At 41.7% G+C, this 18678-nt stretch carries 14 protein-coding genes; 6 read left to right on the top strand and 8 right to left on the bottom strand.

Annotated features, from left to right (window positions below):
• Positions 1–133 precede the first annotated feature (133 nt).
• Positions 134–634, top strand: a complete 501-nt coding sequence (locus E5N72_RS05995; RefSeq protein WP_135923637.1) for an RDD family protein — start codon at positions 134–136, stop codon at positions 632–634.
• Between the two features lie 66 nt (positions 635–700).
• Here E5N72_RS05995 and lptG read toward each other — a convergent pair whose 3' ends face one another.
• Positions 701–1768: an LPS export ABC transporter permease LptG gene (lptG, locus tag E5N72_RS05990; protein ID WP_135923636.1), complete on the bottom strand. Its 1068-nt coding sequence runs from the start codon at positions 1766–1768 to the stop codon at positions 701–703.
• Positions 1765–2877 carry an LPS export ABC transporter permease LptF gene (gene lptF / locus E5N72_RS05985; protein WP_135923635.1) on the bottom strand — a complete coding sequence of 371 codons (1113 nt, stop codon included), beginning with the start codon at positions 2875–2877 and terminating at the stop codon, positions 1765–1767. Before lptF ends, lptG begins: the two co-directional genes overlap by 4 nt.
• Before the next feature lie 322 nt (positions 2878–3199).
• Between lptF and pepA the strand changes: the two genes are divergently transcribed.
• The 3 genes from pepA (at position 3200) to E5N72_RS05970 (ending at position 8154) form a co-directional block, all read left to right on the top strand.
• A complete protein-coding gene (gene pepA, locus E5N72_RS05980) occupies positions 3200–4714 on the top strand; it encodes a leucyl aminopeptidase (protein ID WP_135923634.1) in 1515 nt (504 codons plus the stop codon).
• Between the two features lie 114 nt (positions 4715–4828).
• Entirely contained in the window at positions 4829–5275 is a 447-nt protein-coding gene (locus E5N72_RS05975) for a DNA polymerase III subunit chi (protein WP_135923633.1), read from the top strand.
• Between the two features lie 23 nt (positions 5276–5298).
• Entirely contained in the window at positions 5299–8154 is a 2856-nt protein-coding gene (locus tag E5N72_RS05970) for a valine--tRNA ligase (RefSeq protein ID WP_135923632.1), read from the top strand.
• A 109-nt stretch (positions 8155–8263) separates the two neighbouring features.
• Here E5N72_RS05970 and E5N72_RS05965 read toward each other — a convergent pair whose 3' ends face one another.
• Positions 8264–9541, bottom strand: coding sequence for an outer membrane protein transport protein (locus tag E5N72_RS05965; RefSeq protein ID WP_135923631.1), 1278 nt, complete (start codon positions 9539–9541; stop codon positions 8264–8266).
• A 336-nt stretch (positions 9542–9877) separates the two neighbouring features.
• Between E5N72_RS05965 and E5N72_RS05960 the strand changes: the two genes are divergently transcribed.
• Positions 9878–10201 (top strand): hypothetical protein, encoded by a 324-nt coding sequence (locus E5N72_RS05960; RefSeq protein WP_135923630.1) that lies wholly within the window; start codon positions 9878–9880, stop codon positions 10199–10201.
• Here E5N72_RS05960 and E5N72_RS05955 read toward each other — a convergent pair.
• The 3 genes from E5N72_RS05955 to E5N72_RS05945 all read right to left on the bottom strand — a co-directional run bounded on the left by E5N72_RS05955 (position 10161) and on the right by E5N72_RS05945 (position 12651).
• Positions 10161–11378 carry an HD-GYP domain-containing protein gene (locus E5N72_RS05955; RefSeq protein WP_135923629.1) on the bottom strand — a complete coding sequence of 406 codons (1218 nt, stop codon included), beginning with the start codon at positions 11376–11378 and terminating at the stop codon, positions 10161–10163. The genes E5N72_RS05960 and E5N72_RS05955 overlap by 41 nt on opposite strands.
• Before the next feature lie 224 nt (positions 11379–11602).
• Positions 11603–11938, bottom strand: coding sequence for a ribonuclease E inhibitor RraB (gene rraB / locus E5N72_RS05950; protein ID WP_054552644.1), 336 nt, complete (start codon positions 11936–11938; stop codon positions 11603–11605).
• A complete protein-coding gene (locus tag E5N72_RS05945) occupies positions 11938–12651 on the bottom strand; it encodes a 1-acylglycerol-3-phosphate O-acyltransferase (RefSeq protein ID WP_168246715.1) in 714 nt (237 codons plus the stop codon). The genes rraB and E5N72_RS05945 overlap by 1 nt, the downstream gene beginning before the upstream one ends.
• Before the next feature lie 264 nt (positions 12652–12915).
• On the opposite strand from E5N72_RS05945, the gene E5N72_RS05940 reads away from it, so the two are divergent.
• The gene (locus E5N72_RS05940) at positions 12916–15225 is read left to right on the top strand and encodes a M66 family metalloprotease (protein ID WP_135923628.1); all 2310 of its coding nucleotides are present in this window, start codon (positions 12916–12918) and stop codon (positions 15223–15225) included.
• Between the two features lie 36 nt (positions 15226–15261).
• Here E5N72_RS05940 and parC read toward each other — a convergent pair whose 3' ends face one another.
• On the bottom strand, positions 15262–17559 hold the full coding sequence (gene parC, locus E5N72_RS05935) for a DNA topoisomerase IV subunit A (RefSeq protein WP_135923627.1): 2298 nt from the start codon (positions 17557–17559) through the stop codon (positions 15262–15264).
• Between the two features lie 10 nt (positions 17560–17569).
• Positions 17570–18670 carry a PQQ-dependent sugar dehydrogenase gene (locus tag E5N72_RS05930; RefSeq protein ID WP_135923626.1) on the bottom strand — a complete coding sequence of 367 codons (1101 nt, stop codon included), beginning with the start codon at positions 18668–18670 and terminating at the stop codon, positions 17570–17572.
• Between the last annotated feature and the right edge of the window lie 8 nt (positions 18671–18678).

Below are 18678 nucleotides of genomic sequence, written 5' to 3'. Positions count from 1 at the left end.
TACTCATTTTTATTATTTTCTTTACTATAGCAGGTCAGACCTGTTTGTCGACGCGCTAAAGCTTCGCTAAGTATTTCTTGTTTGCTAAGTACTTTGCTAAACTACTGCGCAATTTAATTGGATGAGATAGTTTATGTCAGCTGAGTTTCCACGTGCCGGTTTCTGGCGCCGTTTTGCCTCTTTAATTTACGATACCTTAGTTGTAATTGCTTTTGCGATGCTGACAACTGTACTCTACTTGCTTGCTATTCAGGGGTTAATTTCATTAGACGTACTTAGCATTGGCAACGCCGAAGATGTATCGGCATTCATTCAAAATTCGCCATTACTGTATGGGATTCGTAGTGCGTTATTGGTAGTAGTGAGTATTAGTTTCTTTAGCTATTTTTGGGCTAAAAGTGGCCAAACTATTGGTATGCGTGCATGGCGTTTGAAGGTGCAAACCCTCGATGGTCGCTTAATTAGTTGGCATCAAGGTGCTATCAGAGCGATTACTGCCCTATTAGGTTTAGGGAATCTAGTGGTGTTGGTTGATTTTAAAAATAAGCGCGCTTTGCAAGATTACATCGCAAAAACAGAAGTTATCACCTTAACCAAAGAAGAAAATAAACGTATTTATCGCTCACTTGATTAAGCAACAAATCAAGCACAAAAAAAGCGTGGCTCAAAACCACGCTTTTTTTGTGTCTTAAAACGAGCATTACACCCTTTTATTCAATAAGTAAGTAGCAAAGCCAATAAATAAAACACTTGGCAATACAGCCCCAACCACAGCAGGAATTTGATACACCATAACCACAGGACCAAAAATCTCATTGGTTAGGTGAAAAGTAATACCTGTGATCACGCCCATAATGATGCGTGCGCCCATTGTCACGGTACGAAGTGGTCCAAATATGAATGATAATGCCACTAATAACATCACGGCTATCGATATAGGCTGCATAATCTTACGCCACAATGCCAATTCATAGGTGCTCGTATCTTGCTCATTCTGTTTCAAATAGCTTAAGTAAGACCATAATCCAGTGAACGATAAAGCCTCAGGTTTTACAGATACAACCCCTAGCTTTTCGGCGGTAAGTTGGGAGCTGTAAAACTCTTCACCTTGTTGCTCGGTAGTGATCTGTTCAGGTGTAATCATTACCTTATTAACATCGCGAAGTAGCCAGCCATCCTTGCGGTTGAGTGCTTCTTCAGCTTTCGTAATTTGTGTTAATTGCAGTGACTTATCAAAATGATACATGTGTACACCGCGAAGTATGCCTTGTTGATCAACATCTTCGATATTTATAAAGTTGTTACCATCTTTTGCCCACACCCCTTGTTTGGCATTAAAAACATCCCCACCATAAATGGCTTGGTTACGGATATCTTTTGCCTTGAGCTGTGCTTCTGGTGCACCCCACTCACCTAGTGCCATCATACAAATAGCCATAAACATAGCGGTTTTCATTACTGAAACAATAATTTGCAGCCGTGACATCCCCGCCGCTTGCATGACTACCAGCTCACTGTTTGAGGCCAGCGCACCAAGTCCCGTCAAGCCACCAATTAGCGCAGCCATCGGAAAGAAGATAACTAAATCGCCTGGCATACTATACAATGTGTAAATGAGGGCTGTTGCAATATCATAGCTACCACGACCAACCGATTTTAACTGCTCAATAAACTTTATTAGGGTGCTAATACCCACCAATACCATTAAGGCAAAACCGGTTGTTTGAATTATGCTGCGACCTAAATACCAGTCGAGTGTTTTCATCATGCGCTTAACTCCCGCTTAGTCACTACTGCTTTTAACCACGCACCGAGCGGACGACCTTTAATAATCAAGAACCCACCAATAAACAAGGCTGATAAATGGATCCACCACAAACCAATTGAAGGCGGAATTTTGCCATCTTCAACAGCAAACTTAGCGGCATTCAGTAATATGAAATACCCTAAATATAAGCTGATTGCAGGCACTAATTTAGCAAATTTACCTTGACGTGGATTTACCACACTTAAAGGCACTGCTAATAAAGTTAATAATGGAATTGAAAGCGGAATAGCTAAACGCCATTGCCACTGCGCAATTGCTTCAGTGGTTTTCATTTTAAACAGATCAAATGTTGGTACAGCTTCTAATTTACGGCGCTGATGCTCAATTTCTTGATCTTGGATTTGCACACTATAGCCATCGAATTCGGTTAAGTTAAGGGCAGCTGTTTCGCCATCGGTTTCGTAACGTTTACCGTCGTTTAAAACAAGTTGTTGCTCACCATTTTCTTGTTCAATCACCACCCCACGCTCAGCATATACTAAACGGGCTAAGTCACCTTTCTCTCGGTCTGGCAACTGGGCAACAAATACTTTGTGAAGCTCTTTGCCGCCATTTTCAATATTATGAATAAACACAACCGCTTTTTCGTTCCCGGTTTGCTGAAAACGTCCGGCACGTAAAGCCGACAAGCCAGCGTCAGCTTTAGCTTGCTCTTTTAATTGATATTCTTGCTCACTGGCCCATGGCGCGATATAGAGTGTAAGCGCCCCTGCTAATACGGCCATAGCAGTGCTTGAAATAAGTGTCACTCGAACCACGTACCACTCACTCACACCACATGCTCTGAAAACTGTCATTTCGCTGTCAGCATAAATGCGACTATATGCCAAGATAATACCCAAGAAGATACTTAAAGGCAGAATAAGTGAAGCAAGTTGAGGTAGTTTTAGTGCAATCATCGAAAGCACAAGCTTAGCAGGAAGCCCCCCTTCAGAGGCGTCTCCTAAAATAACAACAAACTTTTGAGACACGAAAATAGTCATCAAAGTTAAAAATACGGCGACCTGCGACTTTAAGACTTCAGTGGTCAAATAACGAAAAATTAGCAATGCTCGCCCCTGTTAAACATCGAGTTTCACTGGAATAGTAAGGAATTTTGAGTAAACTAGTTATTTTACTCACTTTATTATATGCCATCAAAGTTAAATATCATACCTAGCAAGAACATATAATCTTGCTTAAATGGTACAGATGGCCTCTATTATGTGATATTGATATTCACATTAAGATAAAGTTCAAAAACACATAAATAGAGTCACAGTTTATGTACTAACATTAGTGCTTATAAACTAAAAAATGTAAGAAACAGCTCAAAATGAATTTCTTACCCTTATTTTACGAAGGTATTTAGACTCAACATCAGGAGTAACAATGGAATTTAGCGTAAAAAGTGGTAGTCCAGAAAAACAACGTAGCGCATGTATTGTAGTTGGCGTTTATGAGCCACGTCGTTTATCGCCCATTGGTGAACAGCTAGATAAAATAAGTGACGGTTATATCTCAAACTTACTTCGCCGCGGTGATCTTGAAGGAAAACCTGGTCAAGTATTGTTATTACACCACGTTCCCAATGTACTGAGCGAGCGCGTACTGTTAGTTGGTTGTGGTAAAGAGCGTGAGCTTGATGACAAACAATACAAACAAATCATCTCAAAAACGATTAACACGCTAAACGAAACAGGTTCGATGGAAGCTGTATGCTTTTTAACTGAGCAACATGTTAAAAGTCGTGACACCTACTGGAAAGTCCGCCAAGCAGTCGAAACGACACAAGACTGTTTATACACATTTAATCAGCTTAAAAGCAAAAAGAGCGATCCACGTCGCCCGCTTCGTAAAATTGTTTTCAACGTACCAACACGTCGCGAGCTAACGATTGGCGAAAGTGCAATTGAGCATGGTTTAGCCATCGCTGCGGGTAGCAAGTTATGTAAAGATGTTGCCAATATGCCACCAAACATCTGTAACCCTGCTTACTTAGGTGAGCAAGCAAAGGAGCTTGCAGAAAACTTTGATAACGTAACTGTTGAAATTATTGGCGAAGAAAAAATGGCTGAGCTGGGCATGAATTCATACCTAGCGGTTGGCCGTGGTAGTGCTAATGAGTCAGTAATGTCTGTGATCAACTATCAAGGTGGCGACAAAGATCAAGCGCCAATCGTCTTGGTTGGTAAAGGTTTGACCTTTGACTCAGGCGGTATTTCAATCAAGCCAGGCGAAGCCATGGATGAAATGAAGTACGACATGGGTGGTGCTGCAGGTGTTATTGGTGCTATGCGCGCCTTGGTACAAATGCAGTTACCTATTAATGTGGTTGGTGTACTTGCCGGATGTGAAAATATGCCAGGCTCAAACGCTTATCGCCCGGGTGATATTTTAACAACCATGTCAGGTCAAACTGTTGAAGTGTTAAATACCGATGCAGAAGGCCGGTTAGTATTGTGTGATGCATTAACGTATGTTGAGCGTTTTGAACCAGATACTGTTGTCGACGTAGCGACACTAACTGGTGCGTGTATCATTGCGCTGGGCTCTCATGCTACGGGTTTACTCTCAAACCATAACCCACTTGCTCATGATTTACTTAAAGCGTCTGAGCAAAGTGGTGACCGCGCATGGCAATTGCCACTGTGGGATGACTACCAAGAGCAACTTGAAAGCCCATTTGCTGATTTCACCAACTTAGGTGGCCGTGCAGCAGGTACGATTACTGCAGCGTGCTTCTTGTCTAAATTTACCAAAAAATATAATTGGGCTCATTTAGATATTGCAGGCACAGCGTGGCGTAGTGGCGGTAAAAATAAAGGCGCTACAGGCCGTCCGGTCCCAATGCTGACACAATATTTACTTAACCGTGCAGGCGTAAACGAAGCCAATCACGACTAACAAGCTAAACATAGCTAAATAAGGCGCCAAATGGCGCCTTATTAATTGAAGCAATACGCGTTCTATGTCAAAATCCCTGCTTTGATCTGTGTATCTGTGGGGACGCCCGTCACAATGAGTATGAACGCACAATTTTACGTTCTAAAACAAGATGATAATGCCCAGCAATTAACTGACGCACGTTTCGATCTCGCGGCAAAAATTGCTGCTGATCAGTATCGTCTTGGTCATCGCGTATTTATTTACGCCGATAACACTGACATGGCCCACACAATCGACGACATCATTTGGTCATTTGAACCAGATAGTTTTGTACCACACAACCTACAAGGTGAAGGCCCTAAAGGTGGCGCACCGGTTGAAATTGGTATGACTCCGCCCGTCGGCAACAGAAAAATATTAATCAACTTAGCTGAACACCTGCCGGATTTTATTCGCCGTTTTCAGCAAGTTTTTGACTTTGTACCCATTGAGCCAAACGCTAAGCAAGCCGCCCGTGAGCGGTTTAAAAAGCTTCGCCAACTGGGCGCTCATATTGCAACGCAAGAAATTGACATTTAAGCATTTATTTAAGGTTCTGTGTAATGGATAAAACCTATAATCCGCAAGATATTGAACAGTCTTTATACCAAGACTGGGAAGAAAATGGCTACTTTAAACCGTCTGGCCAAGGTGACGCATACTCAATTATGATCCCGCCACCAAACGTCACGGGTAGCTTACACATGGGCCACGCGTTCCAAGATACCATCATGGATACGCTAACGCGTTTAAAGCGTATGCAAGGCAATAATACATTATGGCAAGTAGGTACTGACCACGCGGGTATCGCAACACAAATGCTTGTTGAGCGTAAGCTTGCTGCTGAAGAAGGTAAAACACGCCACGACCTAGGCCGTGATGCATTTATCGAAAAAATCTGGGAGTGGAAAAATCACTCTGGCGGCACTATCACTAAACAATTACGTCGTTTAGGTGCTTCTGTAGATTGGGACCGTGAACGTTTCACTATGGACGAAGGTCTTTCTGAGGCGGTTAAAGAAGTATTCGTACGTCTTCACAAAGAAGATCTAATCTACCGTGGTAAGCGCCTAGTAAACTGGGACCCTAAACTACACACAGCTATTTCTGATCTTGAAGTTGAGAACAAAGACAAACAAGGTCACATGTGGAACTTACGTTACCCACTTGCTGATGGCGTAACAACACAAGACGGTAAAGACTATATCGTTGTTGCCACAACGCGTCCTGAAACAATGCTAGGTGATTCAGGTGTTGCGGTTAACCCTGACGATGAGCGTTACCAAGATCTGATCGGTAAAGAAATTTTACTACCTATCGTAAACCGTCGTATTCCAATTGTTGCCGATGAGCATGCAGACATGGAAAAAGGCACTGGTTGTGTAAAAATCACCCCTGCCCACGATTTTAACGATAATGAAGTGGGTAAACGTCACCAGCTTCCTATGATCAACATCTTCAATAAAGATGCTGCGATATTAAGCGAAGGCGAAAGCTACACATTCGACGGTAAAGAGCTTGAATTAGATGCGCCAATTCCTGAGCGTCTACATGGCCTTGACCGCTTTGATGCACGTAAAGCGATTGTGAGCGAATTTGAAGAACTTGGCCTACTAGAAAAAATTGAAGATCACAGCTTAACAGTCCCTTACGGTGATCGTTCTGGCGTAGTGATTGAGCCACTTCTTACTGACCAGTGGTACGTGCGCGTAGCACCTCTAGCTGAACCAGCAAAAGAAGCGGTTAAAAATGGCGATATTAAATTTGTACCTCAGCAATACGAGAACATGTACTTCTCGTGGATGAACGACGTACAAGATTGGTGTATTTCACGTCAGCTTTGGTGGGGTCACCGCATCCCTGCTTGGTACGACAACGAAGGTAACGTATATGTTGGTCGTGACGAAGCTGAAGTACGCCGCGATAACAACCTTGCTGATGATGTTGCACTTAAGCAAGACGAAGACGTTTTAGATACTTGGTTCTCATCTGCGCTTTGGACTTTCTCAACGCAAGGCTGGCCTGCAAACACTGATGATTTAAAAACTTTCCACCCGTCTGACGTATTGGTAACAGGTTTCGACATCATCTTCTTCTGGGTTGCTCGTATGATCATGATGACCATGCACTTCATCAAAGATGAAGACGGCAAGCCACAAGTACCATTTAAAACCGTTTACGTAACAGGCCTTATCCGTGATGAAAACGGCGATAAGATGTCTAAATCGAAAGGTAACGTTCTTGATCCTATCGACATGATTGACGGTATCGACCTTGAAAGCCTAGTTGAAAAGCGCACTGGTAACATGATGCAACCACAACTAGCGAAAAAGATTGAGAAAAATACTCGCAAAACATTCGAAAACGGTATCGAAGCACACGGTACAGACGCGCTACGTTTCACCCTTGCAGCAATGGCTTCAACGGGCCGTGATATCAACTGGGATATGAACCGCCTAGAAGGTTACCGTAACTTCTGTAACAAACTATGGAATGCGAGCCGTTACGTATTAATGAATACAGAAGAGCAAGATTGTGGCTTCGCTACAGATGCTGAAAAACAGTACTCACTTGCTGATCGTTGGATTTTAGGCCAATTTGAAGCAACTGTTAAAACCTATACTGAGCATCTAGAAAACTACCGTTTTGACCTAGCAGCAAACACCATTTATGAGTTCACTTGGAACCAATTCTGTGACTGGTACCTAGAACTGACTAAACCAGTATTGTTTAAAGGTAACGAAGCACAGCAACGTGGTACTCGTCATACTTTGATCACGGTATTAGAAAGCCTACTACGCTTAATGCACCCGTTAATGCCTTACATCACAGAAACGATTTGGCAACGTGTTGCACCACTTGCAGGCATTGAAACTGCGGGCACTAGCATCATGGTTCAAGGTTTCCCTGTTTACAATGAAGCAAATGTTGATAGCCAAGCAATGGCTGACCTTGAGTGGGTTAAGCAATTCATTCTTGCTATTCGTAACATCCGTGGCGAAATGGATATCAGCCCAAGTAAGCCATTATCGGTATTGCTTGCTAATGCGTCTGACGAAGACAAGCGCCGCTTAACGGATAACGAAGCATTCTTAGCGTCTCTTGCTAAGCTTGAAGAGTTCACGCTTCTTGATAACAAAGACGATGCACCTGCATGTGCAACATCATATGTTGGCAACCTTGAGATCATGATCCCAATGGCTGGCCTAATCGATGTTGAAGCTGAATTAGCCCGTATCGCGAAGCAGCTTGAAAAAGCAGAAAAAGGCTTAGCACAGGTTCAAAACAAGTTAGCTAACGAGAAGTTCGTAAATAATGCTCCAGAAGCTGTGCTTGCTAAAGAGCATGCTAAACTGGCTGAATTTACAGATGCGAAAGACAAACTATTAGCGCAAAAAGCGAAAATCGAAAGTCTATAACAGCATATATCAAGCGCGATTTATTCGCGCTTACAAAAAAGCCGCGCTATAACATTGTTATAGCGCGGCTTTTTAATGCTCTGTAGCGCAACTTTACGTCGCGCCAGTATTAAAACGTGTAGTTATACTGAGCACCAACTAGTACTGCGTGACCTTTTGATTCATATTCCCATGAAACATTTTGGCCTAAAGAAGCTGCTAGGCTGTCTTTTTCAGAGAAGTTTTGTGTTTTACCACGAAGGATACTTACACCTAAGTCAACATTTGAGTTTTCGCTGAATGCGTAGTTACCACCAAACGAGAACCAGAAACGATCTGTATCAGGGATAGAGATTGATAAGTGTGATTTATCAGCTGGTGATTCGTCGTATGCAATACCTGCACGAAGTAATAATGCATCGCTGTACTGGTAGTCAGTACCGATAGAGTAACGCATTGAATCAGAGAAGTTCTCTTCTTTAGAGAATACAGGCGTTTCAAGGCTTGGTGTATATGCTTCTAATTTTTGGAAGCTGTCCCAACCTGTCCATAAAATGCTGTAGTGTACGCCTAGCTTCTTATCAACTTGATGTGAACCAGAAAACTCAGCAATTGCTGGTAGTGTTAGTTTTAACTCACCAGGTACTACAGTGCCCGCTAAACCGCCAACAGCAGCTGGAAGTTGGTTTGAGTACTCACCTTCAAAATCGATATCTGTTTCGCTGCGGTAGTTAAAACCAAAACGGCTATTCTCATCTAGTTGATACATTACACCAACGTTCCAACCAAAGCCGTAGTCGTCGCCTTCAAGGTGAGCGATTTGCGTGCTAGCTGGTAAACCAAATGGGTTAGTACCTGCATTACGAACAACTTTAGCATCAGCATAAACATAGTTTAAACCAAGACCTAGGCTGAACTGTTCGTTGATTTTATATGAAGCGCTTGCATTCATATTTACAGTAACGATTTCAGTTTCACCTGCAATAGAGCCCGCAGCGTAGTCATCATTAAATTCAGTAGAAAGACCAAAGTTTGAGAAAGCACCAAAGCCTAGTGATACTTTGTCGTTTAATGGCATTGTGAAGTAGCCAGCAGGAATAAATGCAGATGGTGCGATGCTGTCATCATCAATAACATTCTCATCTAAACCATATGCCGCACCTTCTCCATTTAGACTTACGTCTGGAATTACAGCAATGCCTGCAACTGAAATTTGCTTGTCTTTGAATAAAGACATAAGTGCAGGGTTGCGAGCAACAACAGAGGCATCATCAGCTACGGCTGCTTCACCTGCGTATGCACGACCTAACCCTGATACGTTTTGCTCTGCTAATTGGAAGGCTGCAGCAAAGCTGTCAGCAGAAACAACAGCAAGTGATGCTGCAATTAGTGTTTTAGTGAACTTCATAAATCTGTGTCCTCTTGCAAACTTGTGCGTTAGCTAATCCAACATCGAGGGCAACCCATTAGTTAAGCATAAAAGATTAGCACTGTATGTTGGTATTAGATGTTTTATTCTAATGATTACAAACTTTCGAACATTACCTTAATTAAGATCAAAAAACTGTAATTTTTCGTTAGAAATAGGTAAAAAACCCGCATTTTAACAACAAGATAACAACTTATTAAAACTCATCAGATCTCTGGTTACAAACCCTACAAACAACAATAGTTATCATTTGCATTGACATGTATTTGTTGTCCCTTTAGACTTAAATAAAGGTTTTTCAGTTAGGATCGGGCCATGGAAATCGCACTTATTGTTGTTGCGCTGATGTTATGCGGTGTGAGTGTTCATTATTTTTGTAAAGCTAACTACTGTGCGTGTACTAAAGCAGGTGATTGCGATAACCCTGTGAATCACTTTTGGTTAAAAGCGATGTTTAGTGCGGTATTGTCACTCATGTTATGTTGCATCGCCTTGCATGTCGAAAAAGGGACGTTGTTGTGGTTGGTTTTAATGACGAGTTGTTTTAGTGGTGCATTTATATCAGCAAAACGCAGCGCTAGAAAACGCTGCGTTAAGTCTAAACAAGCAGATGCTCTTTTAACAAACGAGCCAAATTAAGCTGATAATCTAGCGGTTTTATACTTGCAACAATCTTAAGATCTTGCTCTTCATTCAAATTAACATCTTTCGCAGTAATGTGGTGCTTGTGTTTCGCGTTATAAAATATTTTAACTTTAGGCTTGATTGGATTTTGATGATTTCCTTCCATTACCAGCGCCAAACGCTCATTGTTTAACTTCACAATCGTGCCAACAGGATGTACACCTAAGCATTTAATAAAGCGTTGCACCAACTCTGAATCAAACATTTGTTTGTTAGCAAGTAAATAGCGCAGTGCCGAAATGGGTTCTTCACCCATTTGGTGAGGTCTGTCCGCCGTCATTGCATCATACACATCAACAATAGCCATAATGCGCGCTGGTCGACTTAACTTTTCTCCGGTGATGCCCCGAGGATAACCGCTGCCATCTAAACGTTCATGATGATTAACTATCATCTCTAACATTAAGGGCGTAATGCCTTTTTCACCTTTCACTAAACCTAAACTTTGTGCCACATGTTTTTTTACTACCTGCATTTCATTATTATTTAATGCGCTTGGCTTAGAAAGAACCCCCTGTGGCATCTTGGCTTGCCCAATATCATGCAGCAATGCACCCATTGCTAATTCTTTAATGGTTTTTTCTTTATAGCCTAAATACTTGGCAAACACACTAACCAAAATGGCGGTGTTGATCATATGTCGCCAATTATAAATATGTTTATCTCTGAGCCGAGTTAAGATAGTCAACGCATTGTGATTACGAAATACCGAGCTGACTATATCAACGGCGATATCATCAAGTACCGACACATTCATTTTTAAACCCGAGGTAATATCAGAGTAAAAGCCTTGCAGTTTTCGACTATGTTGTTCGTAATGCACACTGGCTTTTAGAAACTCTTGTTGAACAGTGATCCCTTGCGGTACTTCGTTAGCCGCAGGCTTTTGTTCTACTTTGGCTTGAGTAGTCTCAGTTTTTGGTTGATATTTTTTAGGAAGTGCAACATCACTTTGGGTGAAGTCGATAAGAAGCTCTTCAACACCTTCAGATATTAAGCGCTGAATAATGGTTTTATCGCGGACCAGGCCACGCGTCTTAATTTTTATGCTATTTACGTGCTCTTGCTGCTTACTGACACTGTCAACAAACATCCCTGGTACTAGTTCGGCAATGGGTAAAGTTATAAGCATAAACGCGCTTGGTGTATAAAAAGATTGAGTTTTTAATTATCACCAATTAATCAAAAATGTCTATATATTATTCTTAGAATACGAAATAGGTATGGGTTAGAAAGTTGAAAAGAGGAAAGTTAAAAAGGGAAAGTTAGAAAGTAGCAACTCGCTAACTTTACTCTTTCCCCTAGAAGCTCACAAACTATTAAGTTTCAATCTGAGAGCTGACAGCTGATAGCTGTTTACTCCTGAAAGTAAGTGCCCCAGCCGTCGTATTCAACATCAGTTTGCTGAGCAAGCGCTTCTAGCTTGTCTACGTCTTCCATAATCGCTTCTACATCAAGTTCACACTCAACAACCACATCAAAGCTCCACACTTTCTCGCCGTCTTCTAGCTCAAGTTCAGCAGGTTCTTCAACATCATAACCTAGTTTAAAAGCGGCTAAAGCTGCTTGCTCTAACTTTTCAAAATTTTCGCTAACAAAGTGGTGTTCCACTTCATAAAGTACTTCAGGATCTGAGCCATCTTCAAGTAATGAAGTTACGATGTCTTCAGTAATTTCGCGCCAATTTTCCATTATTTATTTCTCACTTGAGCATCTAATTCAGTTATTTTAGCAGCCATAACCTGATGAACATGGGATGCATGATCACGAGCAGATACGTTTTTATCAAGATAGATTGGCGCTAACATTTCGAGATAAATTGTACCATTATCCCAGCGATTTAGCTTAATAGTTTTATGCGTTGTACTCATACAAACAGGCACTACTGGCACATCGGCACTCATAGCAGTATGAAAAGCACCAGTTTTAAAAGGCAATAAACCTCGGCCATAGCTACGCGTACCCTCAGGGAACATCCATACCGATAACCCTTTACGCTTAATTTTTTCGGCTGATTTAGAAATTGTACCAGCTGCTTTTGAGCGATTAGCTCGGTCAATTAATATATTGCCTGATAACCAATAAAGCTGGCCAAAAAATGGGATCCACTTAAGGCTTTTTTTACCAAGGCTTACACAGTTCTCAGGCACCATCGCTGGCAAAGTAAATAAATCATAATTATTTTGATGGTTGGCTACATACACTGCAGGACCAATATTTTTAGGATCTTCGTGGTACTTAAGCTCAAGCTTTACACCCAATACTTTAGCAACTTTGCAAAACCACCCAGAGATAATGTGAACGTTATTGGCATGAAACGGCTTCACAATACATAAAAGCAAACCAACAAGGCAGCTAAAAACTATAAATAAAGCCATGAAAATAATGCGAAAAACAGCTAACAAACGAATTCTCCTCGTACTAATCAGCGCGCATTATACCGTGATTAATTGCATTTCCATAGTATTAAGCGAACACATGTAAGCTAAAAATTATTACAAAATCGCTTACCGGCATTACCATTACGGCTATCTGAAATAGCCAATTGGTAACCGTGTTCAGAGTTTTCTCTTGTTCATTTATGAAGCATCTTAAAAGGTGCTAGGCCTATGAATGATAGTATTTTCGATAGCATTATTCCTACTTATGACGCAATTGGTTGAACGTTTATGAAAAACACATCTTTATCTCTAGCTGTACTGTGCGCATTAACGCTAAGTAACTACAGTGTGGCAAATAACACAGATACTCACTACTTTAACCAAAATGCCCTTAATAGTGATACCGAAGGAAACTTTCCTGCAACCGTACTTTTTGCTCAAAATTCAATAACGCCTTCTCTAAATAAGATCGAAGAGGATATTCAACCTCATTTAGTAGCGCAAAGAAAAACCATGCTGATGTTCAAGCCACATCAAGAATTAGCAAATGACTCTCAAATTATCTTAAGTGTGCTTGATAGCAACGATACCCTCGTGTATCAAACGTTTATGCGCTCGCCTGATGCCTTTACTAAACCCTTTGGTTATGATGATAATTCTGTTAACTATTCTGATAACACTTTTTCGAGCATTCTGCCGGCATCAGTTATTCAGCCGAACATTCACTTTGCGTTTGAGCTAGGCGATAAGTCAAGTAAACTAAATAACGTCAAAGTTGGTGCAAGCACAAGTCTTATAATTAATACTATTGATGTAGGCTTGCTTACTCCTTATCGAGACAAGTTCACTTTTCAACACGATGCTGATTTACATCGCCAGTACTTTCAGCAAGTCCCTATTACTAAGCTATCTGTAAATAATTTTGAACCGCTGCATTTAACCGAAGTGATGATGCCTGACGGCCGCCTGTTGACTGATTCAGATCCAAGTAAAGGGGGAATTTACTCTGGTGATATGCGCCATTTAATTGCTAAAAATCTGCTGTCGCATGGTATCAATAATGCTAATTATGGTATCAATGCGTCTGGTATCGGTGGTCCGACAGCACACCCGTATAGTGCAGCACAAGTAACCGCCCATAATGCTATTGGTAAGTATGATAATGGTATCTTTGTTCACGGTTTATCAGGTGGTGCGGGCATGGTGACACTGTATAAATCTGTTGGTAATGAATTTAGTCACGAGTTAGGACATAACTTCGGTTTAGGCCATTACCCTGGCGGCGAACATGGAGTATTGAATCGCCCCGCCGATGAACGTAATTCAACTTGGGGTTGGGATGGCGACTTAGATAAATTTATACCAAACTTTTCACCTAAGTTATCGTATAAAGACCGCTGTTATAAACAGACCTGTATTGCTGCATTTAATGGTCATCAATATGGTACAGGCTCTATGTCTGGTGGTGGGCCAATGTACAGCGAGTACAACAAATACACGCTACATACTCCATACGAGTTGCAACATATACAACGCTTTTTAGAAAACAAAGCACATTTTGATAGCAGCAGCAAAACTGGGTTTAGTAAATGGGATCCGCTGACTCAATCAATGCAACCTTGGAACAATACAGTCTTAGATACCAATACACTGCGCTTGGTTAATCGCACTCCTTATAAGCAAGATGTTCCAATCACAACTATTATCGGTTTTTATGATCCTGAACAACAGCTACAAAGCTTTATTTACCCTGCTCTTCACGGTGCTTCAGGCGCCGTCTATAAAGACAGCTTCTCTTCATCAAGCTGTAAGTTAATTGTCAAAACCCAAAAAGCAGGGAATAAAACCTTCAACCTACCTGCAACACGATTAACAACAGGTAAAATGAATAAGATCCACATCAATCTAGAGGCAACTTCAGTACCAACTAGCGCTTCTGTGTACTGCGACTCAAACCTACTGGTATGGCAAGAGCTAGAACCTGCAAAACAAAACTTACCAGCCTCAGTTATCACTACTCAAGAGAAGCCAAAAGCCTGTATTGTAAACATAGAAACAAACGAAGAGTTTTGTCTTGAAAATGGACAAAAAGCAAGCTACCTCCCAGCTTTTATCAGTAGAAAACCCGTATATGTGAGAGCACCACAAGGTTTACAGGTCATGTTATCTGACTATGGAAACTTATCTTATAACCGCATTGCGACTTTTAATGGCACCGTTGAAAATAACAAACTGAAAAATGTTTTAGCAAAAAATGGACAATATTTAGATTTCTCTAAGCCGCGCTCTATGCGCGTATTTAGCTCTGAGGAGCCTTTAGGTTGCATTGTAAGCTTGCTAGATCAAAGTGAATACTGCTTAAAAGCAAATGAACGCTCAAACTACAGGCTACCTGCTTATATCAATAAACATCCTGTATACATTAAAGCAGCGCCAGGAGTAGCAGTGACTCTTTCTGATTGGCCGAATCTATCTTATCGCCATACAGCTACGTTTACTGAAAATACCAGCCATCAAGATTTGCAAAATGTAAAAGCCGATAACGGTCAATACCTTAACTTTTCTAGGCCGGCTTCAATGAGAGTCGTTGCAAACTAAAGCAACAAAAAGGCCTGCAATTGCAGGCCTTGTATTTTACTCTATTACTTCACTTGGCGACTCATCACTATCATCAGTTTGAGTCATTTCAACCACAGCTTCATCAACCCGCTGTAGACCGCGTGGTAATTTGTTACCTCGTCTACCCCGTTCACCATGATAATGCTCAAGATCAGACGGTTTAAGTGTCAGTTTTCGTTTACCTGCATGCAGGGTTACGCTACTGCCCTCTGGCACCACAGCAAGTACTTTTACAAACTCTTCACGAGCTTGTACTTTCGCACTTGGGATAGAAATAATCTTATTCCCTTTACCTTTACTTAACTTAGGTAAGTCACGCAGTGGGAATAACAACATTCGGCCTTCGTTAGAAATTGCCATACAGTAGTCTGTCGCTACATCAGTCACTCTAATTGGCGCGAGTAATTCACCACCTTTAGGAACACTAACCAGCGCTTTACCGTTTTTGTTCTTACTCACTAAATCTTTAAAGTCGCTAATAAAGCCATAACCTGCATCTGAAGCCATTAACAACACTTGGTTGTCTTCTGCCATCACCACATGCTCAAAGTTGGCACCAGAACTTAGGTTAAAGCGCCCTGTCATTGGTTCACCTTGACTACGAGCAGAAGGTAAACTGTGCGCATCGGTAGCAAAAGCGCGACCACTTGAGTCTAAGAACACTGCTGGCTGATTACTCTTACCTCGCGCCGAGGCTTTATAGCTGTCGCCAGACTTATAACTTAGCCCTTCAACATCTAAATCATGGCCTTTACCAACGCGTGCCCAGCCTTTTTCAGATAGCACAACTGTAACTGACTCAGAAGGAATAAGATCTTTTTCGCTTAGTGCTTTTGCTTCTACACGTTCAACGACTGGTGAGCGGCGATCATCACCGTACATTTCAGCGGCTTCTTGGATTTCTTTTTTCATCAACGTCGACATACGACGCTCAGAACCCAGAATTTGCTCTAACTTGTCACGCTCAAGCGCAAGCTCATCTTGCTCACCTTTAATCTTAAATTCTTCAAGTTTTGCTAAATGACGTAGTTTTAATTCTAAAATCGCTTCGGCTTGAATATCGGTAATACCAAAGCGCTCCATTAATACGGGCTTTGGTTTATCTTCAGTGCGAATAATTTCGATGACTTCGTCGATATTTAAAAAGGCAGTTAATAAACCTTCTAAAATATGCAAGCGTGCTAACACTTTATCTAAGCGGTATTGTAAACGGCGACGAACAGTTTCACGACGGAACGTTAACCACTCAGTTAAGATACTACGTAAGTCTTTAACTTGCGGACGACCATCAAGGCCAAGCATGTTTAAGTTTACGCGGTAGTTCTTTTCTAAATCGGTGGTTGCAAACAGGTGTGCCATTAGTGGCTCAGCCTTGATGCGGTTCGAACGCGGTACAATCACAATACGGGTTGGATTTTCGTGATCTGATTCGTCACGTAAATCGGCAACCATCGGTAACTTTTTAGCGTTCATTTGTGCAGCAATTTGCTCAAGTACTTTTGCACCTGAACACTGATGAGGTAGCGCTGTAATTACAATATCACCGTGCTCTTCAGTGTAAATTGCACGCATCTTGATAGAGCCACGTCCGGTTTGATAAATCTTACGAATATCATCTTTCGGAGTGATTATCTCAGCTTCTGTTGGATAGTCAGGGGCATGCACTAACTCAAGCAGCTCTTCGATTTCAGCTTTTGGTTTATCAAGCAGTAAACAACAGGCACTGGCAACTTCTCGCACGTTGTGTGGTGGAATATCCGTTGCCATACCTACCGCGATACCAGTCACACCATTGAGCAAAATGTGCGGTAAGCGCGCTGGCAATACCATTGGCTCATCCAGTGTGCCATCAAAGTTTGCGGTCCAATCAACAGTACCTTGGCCGAGCTCTTTTAATAAAACTTCAGAGAACTTAGATAAACGCGCTTCGGTATAACGCATCGCCGCAAATGACTTAGGATCGTCCGCGGCACCCCAGTTACCTTGACCGTCCACCAGCGGGTAACGGTAAGAAAACGGCTGAGCCATCAACACCATGGCTTCATAACAAGCACTATCACCATGGGGATGGTATTTACCAAGTACATCACCAACAGTACGCGCAGATTTTTTATACTTAGCTTGCGCCGATAACCCAAGCTCGCTCATTGCATAAATGATACGACGCTGTACAGGCTTTAGACCATCACCCACATGCGGTAAGGCGCGGTCCATAATGACGTACATTGAGTAGTTTAAGTAGGCGTCTTCAGTAAAACGCCCCATTGTTTGTTGTTCTATGCCCTGCATCAGCAAGGTATCAGTATCACTCATTAACGCTTACCTATTTTTTCTTTGCGCTAACACGATAAATCACGTTAGCAAAGTCGTCTGAGATCAATAAGCTGCCATCTGCAAGTTCTGCAAAGGCAACTGGGCGACCAAATGTTTCTTCATTTTGCATGAACCCTGTAACGAACGGAGTGTATTGAGTAATACGACCTTGTTCAACGTTCGCTAACATCACTCTGTAACCCGATTTTTTACTGCGGTTCCAAGAGCCATGCTCAGCAATAAATAGTTGTTCTTTGTATTTCGCAGGGAACTGTTTGCCGTTATAAAAATGAATACCAAGAGGTGCCACGTGCGCACCAAGTGCAAGCGCAGGTGACTTGTAATCAGCAATGCTCTTACCTTGACCAAACTCAGGATCTAAAATGGCGCCTGCATGTACATAAGGGAAACCATAATGTGCCCCTTCTTCACCTTCACCTACACGGTTGATTTCGCAAGGAGGCATATCATCGCCCATCATGTCACGGCCATTATCACTAAACCAAAATGCATTGGTAGTTGGGTGATAATCAAAACCAACTGAGTTACGAACACCTTTGGCGATTGTTTTAATTTCTTTTGTATCTACATCTAACGAAAAGATACGACCATATTTGTCGTCTTCCGCACAAATGTTACATGGCACACCCACAGGCACAATTAGCTCACCGGTTGGCGCAAAGCTAATGAACTTCCAGCCATGATGACGATCGGTTGGGAATTTATCGTAAACGACTTCAAATTTAGGGTCTTTTAGGTTTTTATCGATATCTTTAAAACGGATGATACGCGACACTTCTGCCACATATAAATCACCATCTTTAACAGCTAATCCCGAAGGCATTTCAAGGCCTGTGGCGATAACCATTTTTCTATCAGCAACGCCATCACTATTATGATCTATTAATGCATATACATTGCCCGCTTTTCGTGAACCAGCATACACAATGCCTCTTTTTGACACGGCAATCTGACGCGCATTTTCAACGTCATCAGCAAACAAGCTGATAGTAAATCCATCAGCTACAGTGAGTTTATCAAGAATATCTTTGGCCATTACCGGCGCTGACAACAAGCTCAGCGATAATAATGAGGTCAGTATTTTTTTCATTTTTCTTG

Source organism: Pseudoalteromonas sp. MEBiC 03607, assembly GCF_004792295.1.
In the GTDB taxonomy this organism is placed as follows: domain Bacteria; phylum Pseudomonadota; class Gammaproteobacteria; order Enterobacterales; family Alteromonadaceae; genus Pseudoalteromonas; species Pseudoalteromonas lipolytica_C.
This window is presented reverse-complemented; position numbering and strand designations above follow the sequence as displayed.